Annotated in this window: 15 protein-coding genes and 2 tRNA genes; 6 read left to right on the top strand and 11 right to left on the bottom strand. The window is 72.5% G+C overall.

The features are described from left to right. Positions 1 to 22 precede the first annotated feature (22 nt). Positions 23 to 1,291 carry a deoxyguanosinetriphosphate triphosphohydrolase gene (locus FJR00_RS03095; RefSeq protein WP_141337422.1) on the top strand — a complete coding sequence of 423 codons (1,269 nt, stop codon included), beginning with the start codon at positions 23 to 25 and terminating at the stop codon, positions 1,289 to 1,291. Next, complete coding sequence (locus FJR00_RS03090) at positions 1,288 to 2,310, top strand: NAD(P)H-dependent flavin oxidoreductase (protein ID WP_238330274.1); 1,023 nt, start codon at positions 1,288 to 1,290, stop codon at positions 2,308 to 2,310. The genes FJR00_RS03095 and FJR00_RS03090 overlap by 4 nt, the downstream gene beginning before the upstream one ends. Before the next feature lie 6 nt (positions 2,311 to 2,316). Here FJR00_RS03090 and ligD read toward each other — a convergent pair whose 3' ends face one another. Continuing rightward, entirely contained in the window at positions 2,317 to 3,285 is a 969-nt protein-coding gene (gene ligD / locus FJR00_RS03085; protein WP_141337421.1) for a non-homologous end-joining DNA ligase, read from the bottom strand. A gap of 95 nt (positions 3,286 to 3,380) precedes the next feature. Here ligD and dnaG point away from each other — a divergent pair, with 95 nt between their 5' ends. From dnaG to FJR00_RS03070, 3 genes are all read left to right on the top strand, one after another. Further along, a complete protein-coding gene (gene dnaG / locus FJR00_RS03080; RefSeq protein ID WP_141337420.1) occupies positions 3,381 to 5,282 on the top strand; it encodes a DNA primase in 1,902 nt (633 codons plus the stop codon). A 37-nt stretch (positions 5,283 to 5,319) separates the two neighbouring features. Then, on the top strand, positions 5,320 to 5,865 hold the full coding sequence (locus tag FJR00_RS03075) for a hypothetical protein (protein WP_141337419.1): 546 nt from the start codon (positions 5,320 to 5,322) through the stop codon (positions 5,863 to 5,865). 91 nt (positions 5,866 to 5,956) lie between these two features. After that, positions 5,957 to 6,029, top strand: a tRNA-Asn gene (locus FJR00_RS03070). A gap of 77 nt (positions 6,030 to 6,106) precedes the next feature. Here the strand turns inward: FJR00_RS03070 and FJR00_RS03065 are convergent. From FJR00_RS03065 to FJR00_RS15935, 7 genes are all read right to left on the bottom strand, one after another. Further along, positions 6,107 to 7,048: an amino acid ABC transporter permease gene (locus FJR00_RS03065; protein WP_075957816.1), complete on the bottom strand. Its 942-nt coding sequence runs from the start codon at positions 7,046 to 7,048 to the stop codon at positions 6,107 to 6,109. Then, positions 7,045 to 7,725, bottom strand: coding sequence for an amino acid ABC transporter permease (locus FJR00_RS03060; protein WP_141337418.1), 681 nt, complete (start codon positions 7,723 to 7,725; stop codon positions 7,045 to 7,047). Before FJR00_RS03060 ends, FJR00_RS03065 begins: the two co-directional genes overlap by 4 nt. Positions 7,726 to 7,816: 91 nt before the next feature. Continuing rightward, positions 7,817 to 8,737: a glutamate ABC transporter substrate-binding protein gene (locus tag FJR00_RS03055; protein WP_141337417.1), complete on the bottom strand. Its 921-nt coding sequence runs from the start codon at positions 8,735 to 8,737 to the stop codon at positions 7,817 to 7,819. Between the two features lie 12 nt (positions 8,738 to 8,749). After that, positions 8,750 to 9,523, bottom strand: a complete 774-nt coding sequence (locus tag FJR00_RS03050) for an amino acid ABC transporter ATP-binding protein (protein ID WP_075957814.1) — start codon at positions 9,521 to 9,523, stop codon at positions 8,750 to 8,752. Positions 9,524 to 9,598: 75 nt separating this feature from the next. Beyond that, a tRNA-Ile gene (locus FJR00_RS03045) sits at positions 9,599 to 9,672 on the bottom strand. A 30-nt stretch (positions 9,673 to 9,702) separates the two neighbouring features. Next, positions 9,703 to 10,125 carry a CBS domain-containing protein gene (locus FJR00_RS03040; protein WP_141337416.1) on the bottom strand — a complete coding sequence of 141 codons (423 nt, stop codon included), beginning with the start codon at positions 10,123 to 10,125 and terminating at the stop codon, positions 9,703 to 9,705. 132 nt (positions 10,126 to 10,257) lie between these two features. Beyond that, positions 10,258 to 11,274 (bottom strand): C40 family peptidase, encoded by a 1,017-nt coding sequence (locus tag FJR00_RS15935; RefSeq protein WP_238330273.1) that lies wholly within the window; start codon positions 11,272 to 11,274, stop codon positions 10,258 to 10,260. 408 nt (positions 11,275 to 11,682) lie between these two features. Here FJR00_RS15935 and FJR00_RS03030 point away from each other — a divergent pair, with 408 nt between their 5' ends. After that, entirely contained in the window at positions 11,683 to 12,198 is a 516-nt protein-coding gene (locus FJR00_RS03030) for a DUF3145 domain-containing protein (RefSeq protein ID WP_075957812.1), read from the top strand. Between the two features lie 122 nt (positions 12,199 to 12,320). On the opposite strand, the gene FJR00_RS03025 is transcribed toward FJR00_RS03030, so the two are convergent. The 3 genes from FJR00_RS03025 to FJR00_RS03015 form a co-directional block, all read right to left on the bottom strand. Further along, entirely contained in the window at positions 12,321 to 13,439 is a 1,119-nt protein-coding gene (locus FJR00_RS03025) for a glycosyltransferase (RefSeq protein ID WP_141337415.1), read from the bottom strand. A 35-nt stretch (positions 13,440 to 13,474) separates the two neighbouring features. Continuing rightward, positions 13,475 to 14,737 (bottom strand): beta-ketoacyl-ACP synthase II, encoded by a 1,263-nt coding sequence (fabF, locus tag FJR00_RS03020; protein WP_141337414.1) that lies wholly within the window; start codon positions 14,735 to 14,737, stop codon positions 13,475 to 13,477. Positions 14,738 to 14,898: 161 nt separating this feature from the next. Then, on the bottom strand, positions 14,899 to 15,147 hold the full coding sequence (locus tag FJR00_RS03015) for an acyl carrier protein (RefSeq protein ID WP_075957810.1): 249 nt from the start codon (positions 15,145 to 15,147) through the stop codon (positions 14,899 to 14,901). Between the last annotated feature and the right edge of the window lie 109 nt (positions 15,148 to 15,256).

Here is a 15,256-nt window from a genome sequence, read left to right as displayed (position 1 = left end):
TCGACCGCATACCCTCGCTGTCGTGGACCAGGGAACGCAGGCAGCGGCGGGCTACACCGACGCCGACCGGGAGCGCTGGGTCGCCGAGGACCCGGCCCAGAAGCGGGCCGACCGGCACGACTTCGCCCGTGACCGCGCCCGCGTGGTCCACTCCGCGGCCCTGCGGCGGCTGGCGGCGACGACGCAGGTGGTCCAGCCCACCAGCGACGACTTCGTGCGCAACCGGCTCACCCACTCCCTGGAGGTCGCCCAGATCGGGCGGGAGTTCGGCGCTGCCCTCGGCTGCGACGCCGACGTGGTCGACACCGCCTGCCTGGCCCACGACATCGGCCACCCGCCCTTCGGGCACAACGGGGAGCAGGTCCTGGACGAGCTTGCCGCGGACGTCGGGGGCTTCGAGGGCAACGCGCAGACGCTGCGGGTGCTGACCCGGCTGGAGGCCAAGAGGTCCCACCCGGACGGGCGCCCGTCCGGTCTCAACCTCACCCGGGCCAGCCTCGACGCGGTGCTGAAGTACCCCTGGCACCGCGACGGCAGCGGGACCGCCAAGTTCGGGGTGTACGCCGACGACACGCCGGTCTTCGAGTGGGTCCGGCAGGGTGCCCCGTCCGGGCAGCCACGACGTCGGTGCCTGGAGGCCCAGGTGATGGACTGGTCGGACGACGTCGCCTACTGCGTGCACGACGTCGAGGACGCGATCGCCTCCGGACGGGTGGACCCACGGGCACTGCGCTCGGCCGACGTGCAGGCGGACGTCGCCGACCTGGCCCACCGGTGGTACGCCCCCGACCTGGACCCCGAGCAGGTCCGGGACGGACTGTGCGACGTGCTCGACAGCGGGTGGGTCCCGCTGCAGCACACCGGGACCCGGTCCGACCTGGCCGCACTGAAGGACATGACCTCCCGCCTGATCGGGCACTTCGTGCACACCGTCGAGACGGCCACCCGTGACCGGCATGGCCCGGGACCGCTGCGCCGCTACGCGGCCGACCTCGTCGTCCCCGACGGCGTGCGGGCCCAGGCCGCCGGTCTGAAGGCCGTCGCCGCGCACTTCGTCATGCTCAGCGAGGAGCGACGGGTGGTGATGCACTCCGAGCGCGAGGTGCTGGCCACGCTCGTCGAGCGCTACACGCTCGACCCTGGGCTGCTGGACCCGCTCCACCGGGAGGCCTACGAGGCCGCGACCGACGACGGCGGGGCGCGCCGCGCCGTCCTGGACCAGGTGGCCAGCCTCTCCGACGCCCGGGCCCTGTCCGTCCTGTCCCGCACCGCCCCCGGAGGTATGCCGTGACCGTGCTCGACGCCCTCGACGTCCCCGTGGTGGGAGCCCCCATGGCCGGTGGCGTGAGCAGCCCCCTGCTCGTGGCCGCCGTGAGCGACGCCGGCGGTCTGGGCATGCTCGCCGCCGGCTACCGCACCCCCGAGCAGCTGGCCACCGACCTGGTGCATGCGCGGGAGCTGACCGACCGCCCCTTCGGCGTCAACCTGTTCGTGCCCCGGCCGGTGGACCGGGCCCGGCACGAGCAGGCCGTGGCCGTCTACCGGGAGGCGCTGGCCCACGAGGCCGCTCGGCTGGGGGTCGAGCCGGGCACGCCGTCCTGGGGGGACACCGACCACTGGGCGGACAAGGTCCTGCTCGTGGAGACCTTCCGGCCGGCCGTGGTCTCGTGCACCTTCGGCGTGCCGGACCGGGAGACCGTCGAGCGGTGGCAGGCCGTGGGCTGCGAGGTGCACGTCACCGTGACCTCGCTGCAGGAGGCGGCGGCCGCCGAGGCGGCCGGCGCCGACGTCCTGGTCCTGCAGGGGCAGGAGGCCGGGGGCCACCGTGCCTCGCACGACCCCGAGGTCGAGCCGGCGGTGATCGACCACCTCGGGCTGCTGGAGACCGTCGGTCCGACGACGTCCCTGCCGCTCGTCGCGGCCGGCGGGGTGACCACCCCCGGGGACGTCCGCCGTGCGCAGGACGCGGGTGCCGCGGCCGTCCAGGTCGGCACGGCGCTGCTGCTGGCGACCGAGTCGGGGGCCTCGCGCACCTACCGGGCCGCCCTCCGGGATCCCTCGCTCACCGAGCGGGTCACCACCCGGGCGTTCAGCGGGCGGGTGGCCGGCGCGCTGCGCAACAGGTTCGTCGACCGGTTCGCACCGCTGGCCCCGCCGGCCTTCCCGGTCCTCGACCAGGTGAGCCGGCCGGTGCGCACGGCGGCCGCCGCGGCCGGGGACGTGCACGGCATCCACGTGTGGGCCGGCAGCGGCTGGCGGGCCTGCCAGGACCGGCCGGCCGGGGAGATCGTGCGGGAGCTGGCGCCGTAGGCGCGCTCAGGCGCCGGGCCCCGGGTCCTCCGGGGTGGCCCGTCCCTCCGCCTCGTCCCGCTCCGCCCAGGCGAGCAGCGTCCCGAGGTCGAAGACCGCCTCGTCGATGCCCGCGTGCAGGTCGCCCACCGTGGCGTAGCGTCCCGGCATCGTCAGCACCGTGAAGTCGGCCGGGTCGCAGTCGCCGACCTCGTCCCACGTCAGCGGCGCGGACACGCGGGCGTCCGGGGTGGCACGGACGCTGTAGGCCGCGGCGATGGTGTGGTCGCGGGCGTTCTGGTTGAAGTCGACGAAGACCGCGCGGGGATCGCGGTCCTTGCGCCACCAGACGGTCGTCGCCTCGTCGGTGCGCCGTTCCACCTCCCGGGCGAAGGCCAGGGCGGCACGACGGACGTCGCCGAAACCGTGCGTCGGCGGGATGCGGACGTAGACGTGGATCCCCCTGCTGCCGGTGGTCTTGGGCCAGCCGACGGCCCCCAGCTCGGCCAGCACCTCCCGCACGACGCCGGCCACCCGACGCACCGTCGCGAAGTCGCAGTCCTCGCCCGGGTCCAGGTCGATCCGCCACTCGTCGGGCTGCTCGACGTGCCCCCTCCGGCTGTTCCAGGGGTGGAACTCCACGCACGACATCTGGACCGCCCACACCACCTGGGCCACCTCGGTGACGCACAGCTCGTCGGCGGTCCGGTTCCAGCGCGGGAAGGTGACGTGCACCGTCTCGACCCAGTCGGGAGCGCCGCGCGGGAGCCGCTTCTGGTGGACCCGTTCCCCGGTGAGGCCGTCGGGGAACCGGTGCATCATGCAGGGCCGCTCGCGGAGGGCGTTGACGATGCCCCCGCCGACGGACACGTAGTAGCGGGCCAGGTCCAGCTTGGTGATGCCCGGTTCCGGGAAGTAGACCCGGTCCGGGTTGGAGATCCGCACGGTCCGCCCGTCCACCTCCAGCTCGGTGGCCGGCGTGCTCTGCTTGGCCATCGGCCCACAGTAGCGAGGGCGCCGGTGTGGACGCCGCGCGTCGTGGACGGCGGCGCCGCCTAGACTGCCCCGGACAGCCCCAGGAGGAGGTGCGCGTGGCCGGACGGATCAGGAACGAGGACGTCCAGACCGTCAAGGAGCGTGCCTCCATCGAGGAGGTCGTCAGGGAGCACGTGACCCTGCGGGGCGGGGGCGTGGGCACGCTCAAGGGCCTGTGCCCCTTCCACGACGAGAGGACGCCCTCCTTCACCGTGCGGCCGGCCGTGGGCTACTTCCACTGCTTCGGCTGCGGGGAGGGCGGGGACGTGCTCGACTTCGTCCAGAAGATCGACCACCTCACCTTCACCGAGTCCGTCGAACGCCTCGCCGGGCAGCTGGGCCTGACGCTGCGCTACGAGGAGGGCGGGGGAGCGGACGGGGGCGGGCCCCAGGCGCCGGCCGGCCAGCGGATGCGGCTGATGGAGGCCCACCGGGTGGCCGAGGAGTTCTACCACGACCAGCTGCTCTCCTCCGGCGAGGGGCGGGCCGCCAGGGCCTTCCTCCGCGAGAAGGGCTTCACCGGGGAGCACGCCCGGCAGTTCATGGTCGGGTATGCCCCGCGCGGCGGCTCGGTCCTCTCGGAACACCTGCGAGGCAAGGGCTTCACCGACGAGGAGCTGGTCCTCGGCGGGCTGTCCGCCCGCAGCTCCCGGGGCCTGTACGACCGTTTCCGGGGCCGGGTCGTCTGGCCCATCCGGTCGATCGCCGGTGACACCGTCGGTTTCGGCGCCCGCCGGCTCTACGACGACGACCGGGTGGCGGCCAAGTACCTCAACACCTCCGAGACCCCGATCTACCGCAAGACCAGCGTCCTCTACGGGCTCGACCTGGCCAAGAGGGCCATCGCGACCGAACGGCGGGCGGTCGTCGTCGAGGGCTACACCGACGTCATGGCCGCCCACCTCTCCGGCGTGGGCACCGCCGTGGCCACCTGCGGGACCGCGTTCGGCGGCGACCACATCTCCATGCTCCGCCGCATCCTGCGGGACGAGGCCGGTCGCGCGCCGGCCCGGGTGATCTTCACCTTCGACGGGGACGCCGCCGGGCAGAAGGCGGCGATGAAGGCCTTCGAGCACGACGAGCGGTGGGCCGCCCAGTCGTTCGTCGCCGTCGCTGCGGAGGGCCAGGACCCCAACGACCTGTGGCTGCGGGGCGGTCCGGAGGCCGTGCGCGCGCTCGTGGACGGGGCCACCCCGATGTTCGAGTTCGCGGTGCGCACCACCCTGGCCCCCTACGACCTGGGCCTGGCCAGCGAACGGGTGCAGGCGATGCGGGCCGTGGCCCCGATCCTCGCCGGGGTCAAGGACCCTACGCTGCGCCCCGAGTACGTCCGCGACGTGGCGGGATGGATGGGGGTGGACCCCACGGCGCTGACCGTGGAGGTGACCCGGGCCGCCGCTGCCCCGGCCCGGTCCGGCGGGTCCCGCACGGCCGCACCACCCGTCGCCGCCGAGCACGGGGTGCCCGGGGCCGACCTGTCCGACCCCGTCCAGGTCGCCGAGCGGCACCTGCTCCAGGTGGCGTTGCAGTATCCCCTCGCCATCTACCCGGCGGACATGGACGAGCTGCCTGCGGCCGAGCTGCGGGCACCGGTGCACCAGGCGGTCTGGCACGCCGTCAAGGAGGCGGGCGGCGTCTACGCCGCGGAGGGGGCCAGCGTGGCCGGCTGGACCCGGGCGGTGCTCGCTCGGACACCGCCAGCCGTGCAGGGGCTGGTGCACGAGCTCGCCGTGGCCCCGCTGCCGACCAGGCTCGACCCGGAGACCGGGACGCCCACCGAGGCCTACGTCGACTCGCTCGTGCTCCGGGTGCGGCTCGCGGCGTCCGAGCAGCGGATCGCCCAGACCATCAGCCGGCTCCAGCGGCTGACGCCCGGAACCCCGGAGGCCCGGCGGGTCGACGAGGAGCTGATGGCCCTCCAGCGCGAGCACGCGAAGCTCAAGGACAGGATGAACTGACATGGCATGGTGGCGACGAGCGCGTACGGACCGGTCCGTGGGACCGGATCCGCAGCGATCCCCCAAGGACGTGCCCCGCGGGGCGCTGCCCGAGCTGGCCCGGGGCGAGCAGGTCCTGGCGACCGCCCAGGAGGACGGCAGCGGCCACTGGGTGGTGCTGACGACCTGGCGCCTCTTCGAGCGGACGGCCGAGGGCGACCCGGTGGTCGAACGGCCCTGGCACGAGGTGGACACCGGCTCCTGGGACCCGGACGAGTGGCTGCTGACCGTGGACTTCGTCGACGGCGCGGACCCGCGGCGGTGGCGGCTGCGCGACCGGACCGGCCCCGGCTCGGTGCCGGTGGTGCTGCGGGACCGGACGACCGCCAGCGTGGTGCTCACCCGGGCGATCGACCTGGGGCCCCGGCGCACCGCACGGGTGACCGTGCGCAAGGTGCTCCATACCCGTGAGCTGGTGGAGCAGGTGCTGCTGGGGCCGGGTGCCCGGACCGTCGACCGGGACCTCGCTCGTGCCGTCCACGAGGCGAGGCGGGACGTGCGTGACCAGGCGGGTCTGGACCCTGACCCGCCGCAGCTCGTCTGACGGACGGAACGACACGGCGGACGCCACGGCGCCCGGGCACCGATTTCGACGCCGTCGTGGCCTTTGCTAGAGTCTGTCCTCGCTGCGATATTCCCCTGTAGCTCAATTGGCAGAGCAGCCGGCTGTTAACCGGCAGGTTGTTGGTTCGAGTCCAACCGGGGGAGCACCCACGACGAAGGGCCCGGCACCGAGATGGTGCCGGGCCCTTCGTCGTCTCGGGCTGTCGCGCCGTCCCCGGCCCTCAGTAGCCGTCCTCGGCCGTTCCCGAGGTGCTGCCGGTGCCGATCTTGCCGTGCATGCCCACGCCGGCGGCCACTCCCGACGCATCGCCCATCGTCGCGCTGCCTTGCCCGGCCTTGGCCGCGCTGCGCGAGCGTCGGCGCTGGCGGTTCTCGATGGCCTCGGCGGCCCGGCCCAGACCGTAGTTGATGAGGATGAACAGGGCTGCGGCGACGAGGTAGGCCGGCACCACGTTCGCCTCGGCCGACCCCAGCTGGCGGGCCCGGGTCAGCAGCTCGGGGTAGAGGATGATGTAGCCCAACGCCGTGTCCTTGACGATGACGATGATCTGGCTGACCAGGGTCGGCAGCATCGCGGTCAACGCCTGGGGGATGAGGATGATGCGGCGGGTCTGGGACGAGCTCAGCCCGATCGACAGCCCGGCCTCCCGCTGCCCGTTGGGCAGGGAGCCCACCCCGTTGCGGATGACCTCGCACAGCACCGAGGAGTTGTAGAGCACCAGGCCCGTCACGGTGGCGATGAACGGGTTGAGCTCGTCGGGGAACCAGCCCTGACGGGACAGGAAGAAGAACGTGAAGATCATCATGATCAGCACGGGCACGGCCCGGAAGAACTCGACGAAGACCGTCGTCACCCAGCGCAGGGGGGCTAGGTCGGACATGCGGCCCATGGCCAGCACGAGGGCGAGCGACATCGACACGACGATGGCGGTCAGGGCCGCCCGGGCGGTGTCCCAGAAGCCGGGCAGGTAGTAGTTCTGCCAGGTCCTCCACTCCAGGAACGGCATCCACTTGTCCGCCGTGAGCTGTCCGCGGTCCCACATCCGCCAGCCGATCCAGCCGAGCACACCGAGCACGACGACGGTGCCGACCAGTGCCATGATCCGGTAGAGCCGGACCGCCCGAGGACCAGGTGCGTCGAAGAGGACCTGCTGTGCGCTCATCGCCGCACCACCAGCTTCTGGGAGAAGTAGCTGACGGCAAGTCCGGTGGGCAGGGTGAGGATGACGAAGCCGATGGCGATGAGGAAGAAGTTCAGCAGGATGACGTCGGGGCGGAACTCGATCATGTTCCGCAGCGCGTAGGCGGCCTCGGCCACGCCGATCGCCACGGCGACGGTGGTGTTCTTGATCAGCGCGATGAGGACGTTGCCCAGGGGCGTGATCGCCCCTCGGAAGGCCTGCGGCAGGATGATGTGGCGCAGGTTCTGGGAGAACGTGAGCCCGATCGAGCGGGCCGCCTCGGCCTGACCCACCGGGATGGTGTTGACCCCGCTGCGGATCGCCTCGGTGACGAACGCGGCGTGGTAGAAGGCCAGGCCGATGACGGCCAGGCGGAAGTTGAGGTCGGCGATGAAGGTGTCCGACTCACGGGAGGCCGGCTCGATCCCGAGCTGGCCCCACAGGCCGAGGCTGCAGAAGATGATGATCAGGGTCAGGGGAGTGTTCCGCAGCAGGGTCACGTAGGCCGCCCCCGCCCGCTGGAGCACGCCGACGGGCGAGAGCCGCATGATGGCCACGACCGTGCCGATGAGCAGGGCGAAGATCGAGGACCACAGGGCCAGCCGGATGGTCATCCAGAAGGCCGCCAGGACGTTGAAGTCGTTGATCAGCTCGAGCATCGAGATCCTTCGGCTGGGGCGGACGGGGTCCGGCCGGCACCCGTGGGCGGTCGCCCGGGGTGCCGGCCGGGAGGAGGGGGGTCAGCGCGGCTCAGCCGCAGTGACCGCCGATCTCCGACGGCGGGTTCAGGTCCGGGTTGGCCGTGTAGTCGGCGGCACCGAGGTTGTCCTCGATGATGCCCTCCATCGTGCCGTCGTCCCAGAAGCCCTGGAGGATCTCGTTGATCTCCTCGCAGCGCTCGGAGTCCTTGTTCAGACCGACGCCGTAGTGCTCCTCGCTGAAGGGCGCGCCCACGACCCGCAGCTGACCGGCGTACTGGTCCTGGGCGGCATACCCCGCCAGGATGGTGTCGTCGGTGGTGAGGGCGTCGATGGTGCCGTTGGCCAGCTGCTCGACGCACTCGGAGTACGTGCCGTACTCCTGCAGCTGGACGCCGGGGACCTCCTCCTGGACGTTCGTCGCCGAGGTCGACCCGGTGACGGAGCACAGCAGCTTGCCGTCCAGGTCGTCCAAACCCTCGATGTCGCTGTCCGCCGCGACGAGCAGGTCCTGCCCGGCGACGAAGTAGGGCCCGGCGAACTGGACCTCCTCCTTGCGGGCGTCGGTGATCGAGTAGGTCGCGAAGATCATGTCGACCTGGTTGGTGGTCAGGAGGTTCTCACGCTGCGGCGTGGGTGCCTCACGCCAGGTGATGTCCTCCTCGGCGACCCCGAGGGCCTCGGCGACGGCGATGGCGACGTCGACGTCCATGCCGGAGTACTCGTCGCCCTCCTGCAGTCCGAGGCCGGGCTGGTCGAACTTGATGCCGATGGTCAGGCCCTCGCCCGAGCCCCCGGCGGCCGCGGCGTCCTCGGTGCCCTCGCCGGTGCCGCTGTCGTCGTCGGCGGTGTCCTCGGCGGCGGTGCCGCCGTCACCGGCGTCCTCGGTGCCGGTGTCGTCGCCGCAGGCGCTGAGCACGAGGGCCGAGGCCGCCAGGACGGCGGCGATGCGGAAGGGGGAGTGCTTCTTCACGGTGGTTCTCCTTCAGTGGGTGAGGATCTTGCCGAGGAAGTCCTTGGCACGGGGTGACTGGGGGTTGGTGAAGAACTCCTCGGGGGTGTTCTCCTCGACGATCGCGCCGTCGGACATGAAGACCACACGGTCGGCGGCCTTGCGGGCGAAGCCCATCTCGTGGGTGACCACGATCATGGTCATGCCGCTCTTGGCCAACGAGACCATGACGTCGAGGACCTCGTTGATCATCTCGGGGTCGAGGGCCGAGGTCGGCTCGTCGAAGAGCATGACCCGTGGCTCCATCGCCAGGGAGCGGGCGATGGCCACGCGCTGCTGCTGGCCGCCCGAGAGCTGTGCGGGATACTTCTTGGCCTGGTGCGCGACCCCGACGCGCTCGAGCAGCGCCATGGCCTGCTTCTCGGCCTCCTTCGGCTTCAGGCCCCGGACCTTGATGGGACCGAGCGTGACGTTCTCCAGGATGGTCTTGTGGGAGAAGAGGTTGAAGGACTGGAACACCATGCCGACGTCGGCCCGCAGCCGGGCGAGCGCCTTGCCCTCCTGGGGCAGGTCCTGGCCGTCGATCGTGATCGTGCCCGACTCGTAGGTCTCCAGCCGGTTGATGGTGCGGCACAGGGTCGACTTGCCCGACCCCGAGGGCCCGATCACGACCACGACCTCACCCTCGTGCACCGTGAGGTTGATGTCCTGCAGGACGTGCAGGTCACCGAAGTGCTTGTTCACGTCCGTCAGGACGACCAGCGGCGCACCGGGCGCCCGTCCGGCCGGGGAGGGGGTGTCCGTCATGTCGGGCACACTAACGGCAGGTGACCTGCGGCGTCACCGGTTGAGGAGACAGTGTCACCGACTTGTGACCTTGGGTGGGCCAGGTCGGGCTTGAACCGACGACCGACGGATTATGAGTCCGCTGCTCTGACCGGCTGAGCTACTGGCCCGGGAGGCACGATCCTAGCCGGGCCGTCGGCTCATCGGCGAAGGTAGTCCTCGAGCATGTCCCGCTCCGCCTCGAGGGCGTCCAGGCGGGCCTTGACGACGTCGCCGATGGACACGATGCCCTGGAGCCGGCCATCCTCGACGACCGGAAGATGCCGCAGCCGGCGCTCGGTCATGACGGTCGCCAGCTGCACGAGGTCGTCACCTGCGGTGCAGGTGTGCACCTCGGCAGTCATGAGCTCGGTGACGGGGGAGTGGGTGCCGCTTCCACCTCGCAGGTGGTGGACGACGTCCCGCTCGGAGGCGATCCCGGTGACGGCGCCGCCCTCGTCGACGACCACGACGGCGCCGATGCGGTGCTCGTCGAGGGCCTCCAGCAGGTCGGCCACCGTGGCCGTCGGCGGGAGGGTCACCACCGAGGAGCCCTTCTTCCTGATCAGGTCGGAGACGCGCATGCTCGACGTTAGCACGCAGCAGCCGCCGGGTGCCCGGCACCGACCACGCATCCCGCCTCCCCTCGGGTCCGGCCGGGACGCACGAGGACCCCCGACCTGGTCGGTCGGGGGTCCTCGCGGAGCGGCGGTCGGTCAGCCGATGCGGCCGTACCAGACGTTGGAGGTGATGAGGGGGCCGTAGCGGACGTCGGTGCTGGGGTTCATGGCTTCGTACGTCATGCCGTTCCCGGCGTAGATGCCGACGTGGTAGAAGTCGTAGTAGAAGACGAGGTCGCCGGGCTGAGGGTTGGACACGCGGGTGACGGCGGCCTCCTGCCCGGCGACGGTGCGGGGGATGTCGATACCAGCCTGCTTGAACACCCACCAGGTGTAGGCGGAGCAGTCGAAGGCCTGCGGCGGGGTGCCGTACAGCACGTAGGGGTAGCCGACGTAGCTGGCGGCGATCGAGAGCACGGACCCGCCGACCGGGGCGGGGGCCGCCTGCTGCACGGGCTGGGTCTGCTGCACCGGCTCGGGCGCGGGCTCCGCCTGCTGCGCGGGGGCGGCCTGGACCCGGGTCTGCTGCACCGGCTCGGGCTCGGCCTGCTGCGCGGGGGCGGCCTGGACCTGGGTCTGCTGCACCGGCTCGGGCTCGGGCTCCGCCTGCCGCGCGGGGGTGGTCTGCTCCTGCACGGGGGCCGGCTCCTGCACGGGGGCCGGCTGCTCCTGGGCCGGAGCAGCCTCCTCCTGGACCGGGGCGTCCTGGGCGGGCTCCTGGCTCTCCTCGGCGGGGGCCACCTCGACCGTACGGGCCGAGAAGCCGGAGTCGCCGAGCAGGGTGCTCACGGTGGCGGCGTCCTCGGGCGCCTCCCGGGCCTCGCTGCGGTCCGCGGCGCCCTGGTCACGCAGCTCGGAGAGCGACGCGCTGCGCAGGCTGGCCAGCTGGGCGGCCTCCTCGGAAGGGGCGGGCGGAGCCTCGGCGTCGCGGACGGCGCCGACCAGGTCACCGGTGACGGCCGCGGCGACGTCGTCCGACGTCCCGGGGTCCTGCTTGAGGGTGACCGCGCCCGCCGTGGCGACCGTGCCGGCCACGAGTCCGCCGATCATCAGTGCGGCGGCGCTGCTGCGCGGTGCGGTGCTGGAGAGTCGGTGCTTGCCGGTGAACTTCATAGAACCTCCGGGGCCGTGCGGGGGGCACGACCTCGTTGTGCGGGGCACGCAGGCACAGGGAGGACCTGGGCGCCATGGTCAGGGCGGGGGCGTACCGGAGGGTCGGGGGACAGGTGCGCCTGGAATCAGGTTACGAAAAGATCACGAAATGGCCAAGTCCCTGCGGCGTGTCGTGTGGATCGTCCTGCCGTTCGAGCCGTCCATCTTGGCATCTGTGCTGGTCAGCGCACTGTCCGTGACGTCCATCACCTCTGCCGTCCGGGCTGGGTGAGTCGTGACCGGCCGCACTTGATACTGGAGTGACGACAGAGCACAATGTGACGAACAACCGTACAGTGGGTCCGATGCCGGTGGCCGGCGTGTGACGAGGCGTTGGGGAAGACGTCCCTCACCACACAGGAGGCCAGGATGTCCGTCGTCATGCCCCGAGTCATGACCCGCGGAGTGGTGTTCGTCCACTCCGCGCCACTTGCGCTGTGCCCGCACATCAACTGGGCCCTGGAGGGGGTCCTCGACACGCGGGTCAGCCTGGACTGGGTGCCCCAACCGGTCGAGTCCGGGCTGGTGCGCACCGAGTTCTCGTGGACCGGTGAGGCGGGCACCGGTGCCCTCATCGCGAGTGCGATGCGCGGCTGGGACGGCCTGCGGTACGAGGTCGTCGAGGAAGCCAGCCGCGGCAGCGACGGGATGCGGTGGACGCACACGCCCTCCCTCGGCATCCACCAGGCGCGGCTGTCCGCCAACGGCGACGTCGTCGTCAACGAGGACCGGTTGCGCACGGTCGTCGAGCAGGCTGCGGGCAACGCGGCCGTGCTCGCGGCCGAGCTCGACCGTGTCCTGGGTTCCGCCTGGGACGACGAGCTCGAGGTCTACCGGCACGCCGGCGAGGGAGCCCCCGTCACCTGGTTGCACAAGGTCGGCTGAGACGGCCGCGGGTCCTGTGGGTCCGCGGCCCCGCGGGTCCGAGGGGACGTCGTCCCTACGACGGTCCGCCGCGCACCTACCTGCTCGCCCAGGGCCGCCTGTGAGGCCCGGGGGCAGCAGGGTCAGGCCGGGCGCGGACGGCGTCCGGCGACCTCGGCGTGCACGTCCAGCATGGCCTGCGCCGACGCACGCCAGTTGAACCGCTCGGCCTGCTCACGGGCACGGGGGGCGGCCCCGGGCCGCGCGAGCAGCGTCTCCACGCCGTCGGCGAAGGCGGCGGGGGTGGACGGGGCCACCACGCCGGCGTCCCCGACCACCTCCTGGAGGGCTCCCTCGTCCGGGCACACGGCCGGCACCCCGCAGGCGAGGACCTCCAGGGCGGCCAGGCCGAAGGTCTCCAGCGGGCCGGGGGCCAGCGCGACGTCGGCCGTGCCCATCCGGGCGGCCAGCTCGGCCCGGTCGGTGATGTAGGCGTGGAAGACGACCGGCAGGTCGCGGGCCCGTTCAATGAGCTCCTCCCGCATGGGCCCGTGGCCGAAGACGGTCATCTCCACGTCGTGCCCTCGCCTTCCCAGCTCGCGCACGGTCTCCACGGACAGCGCGGGCCGCTTCTCCGGGGATAGCCGCCCGCAGTGCACGAGCCGGAGGGGCTCGCCGGGGCCGGGCGGCCGGTAGGTGGCGAGGTCCCGGCTCGGGCGGAAGGTGTGCAGGTCCACGCCCAGGGGGACGACCCGGGCGTCGATGCCGTTGCGGTGGAACTCCTCCGCCGCGAACCGGCTCGGGCAGACGATGGCGTCGTAGTCGTGCGCGCTGCGCCGGTTGATCAGGTCGGCGGTGCGGACGGCCGCTCCCTCCGGGATCGGGGTGCGGCGCACCAGGATCCCGGTCATGTGCTCGTGGCTGATCATCACCGACCCCACGCCCCGACGCCGAGCCCAGCGACCCATCCAGCGGGTCGTCGACCGGTCGGAGACCTCCAGCGCGTCCGGTGCCACCGCATCCATCAGTCGCGACAGCGCCCGGCGCTCGAACATCAGGGAGTATCCGGTGCCCGGCACCGGGGTGGCCGGCACCCGGTAGACGGTCCCCTGGGCCTCCTGGCTGATCTCCGGACCGGGTCCGGGGATGATCAGCGAGGCCTCGTGGCCCAGCTCCCGGTAGTGCTCCCCCCACGCCCGCAGGGCGGTCTTGATGCCACCGGACGTCGGGCTGACGAAGTTGGCGACGCGGAGGATGTGCATGGGACGGCGAGCCTACCCGGCCCGCGGCCGGACCCTCACCCGCGGCTGCGGAAGGCCAGCGCCACGTTGACGCCGCCGAAGCCGAAGGAGTTGTTGACCGCGGCCAGGTCACCCTCGGGCAGGGCACGGGGGGCCCCGGTGACCACGTCCAGGTCGATCTGGGGGTCCTGCCGGTCCAGGTTGATCGTGGCCGGCACCTGGCGCTGATGCAGGGTCTGGACGGTCAGGACCGCCTCCAGGGCCCCGGCCGCGCCCAGCAGGTGCCCGGTCATCGACTTGGTGGCGGTGACCGGGATGCGGTCCGCGTGGTCGCCGAAGGCCCGCCGGATGGCGCGCGCCTCGGCGGCGTCGCCCACGGGCGTGGAGGTGGCGTGGGCGTTGATGTGGCCGATGTCGCCCATGGACAGGTCGGCGTCGGCCACCGCCTCGGCCATGGCGCGGGCGGCCCCGGCGCCGTCGGGCTCGCCGGCGGTGATGTGGTAGGCGTCGCTGGACATGCCGACGCCGACGAGCTCTGCGTAGATGCGGGCGCCGCGGGCCAGCGCGTGCTCCTCGGCCTCGAGGACCATGACGGCTGCACCCTCGGCCATGACGAACCCGTCGCGGTCCACGTCGTAGGGGCGGGAGGCCCGCTCGGGGTCGTCGTTGCGCGAGGACAGGGCGGTCATCGCCGCGAACGCGGCGATGGGGAGCGGGTGGATGGCGGCCTCGGTCCCCCCGGCGACCATCATGTCCGCGCGTCCGCTGCGGATCATCGAGAAGGCCAGCCCCATCCCCTCCGCGCCCGAGGCGCAGGCGCTGACGGGGCAGTGCGCCCCGGCCCGCGCGGACAGGTCGAGGGAGACCGCCGCGGCCGGCCCGTTGGGCATGAGCATGGGGACGGTGAGCGGGAACACGCGGCGGGGCCCGCGGGTGCGCAGGTTCTCCCACTGGTCGAGCAGGGTCCAGACGCCGCCGATCCCGGAACCGACCGCCACGCCGAGACGTTCGGGCTCGATCTCGGGGCTGCCCGCGTCGGCCCAGGCCTCCCTGGACGCGAGGAGGGCGTACTGCCCCGAGGGGTCGTTGCGGCGGACCTCGACCTTGCGCATCACCTCGCTCGGCGGGGTGTGGATCTGCGCCGCGAAGGTGACCGGCAGCTCGTGCTCGGCGACCCACTCCTGGGGGATGGGACGGGCGCCGGACCGGCCCGCCAGGACCGCGTCCCAGGTGGCGGGGGCGGTGCCGCCGACGGGGGTGGTGGCGCCCAGGCCGGTCACGACGACGCGGCGGGGGGTCGGGCTGGGGCTGGGGGACATCTGCACGGCCTCCGGGGCAGGTTCGCGGCGGCGGGGCCGCCGACAGGACGGGGTATGGGGTGGGCTGGGGTGCGGGCACCGGCCCGGTCCGGGGAGGACCTGAGCGACGGGTGCCGCGCCGTCCCGGCGCGACCTGTCGGGTCGCGCCGGGACCGGCAGGCTCAGCCCTGGTTGTTGGCGATGTAGGTGACGGCGTCGCGCACGTGGGTGAGGTTCTTGACCTCGTCGTCGGGGATCCGGACGCCGAACTTGTCCTCGGCGTTGACCACGATGGTCATCATCGACAGGGAGTCGATGTCCAGGTCCTCGGTGAAGGACTTGTCCATCTGGACCTCCTCCTGCTCCAGCCCGGTCTCCTCGTTGACGATCTCCGCGAGACCCGCCAGGATCTCCTGCTCGCTCATGGCCATGTGTGCTGCTCCTTCGGTGAGGGGATGACCCGGGTGCGTCCCGCCGGGCCTCGGGTGGTCAGGTCCTGAGGCCGGTCCCCGGCGACGTCGTCGCGCCGGTCCGGCCAGG

Source organism: Ornithinimicrobium kibberense, assembly GCF_006519705.1.
Classification (GTDB): Bacteria; Actinomycetota; Actinomycetes; order Actinomycetales; family Dermatophilaceae; genus Ornithinicoccus; species Ornithinicoccus kibberensis.
Note: the sequence above shows the minus strand (reverse complement) of the source record. Positions and strands in the feature narration are given on the sequence as shown.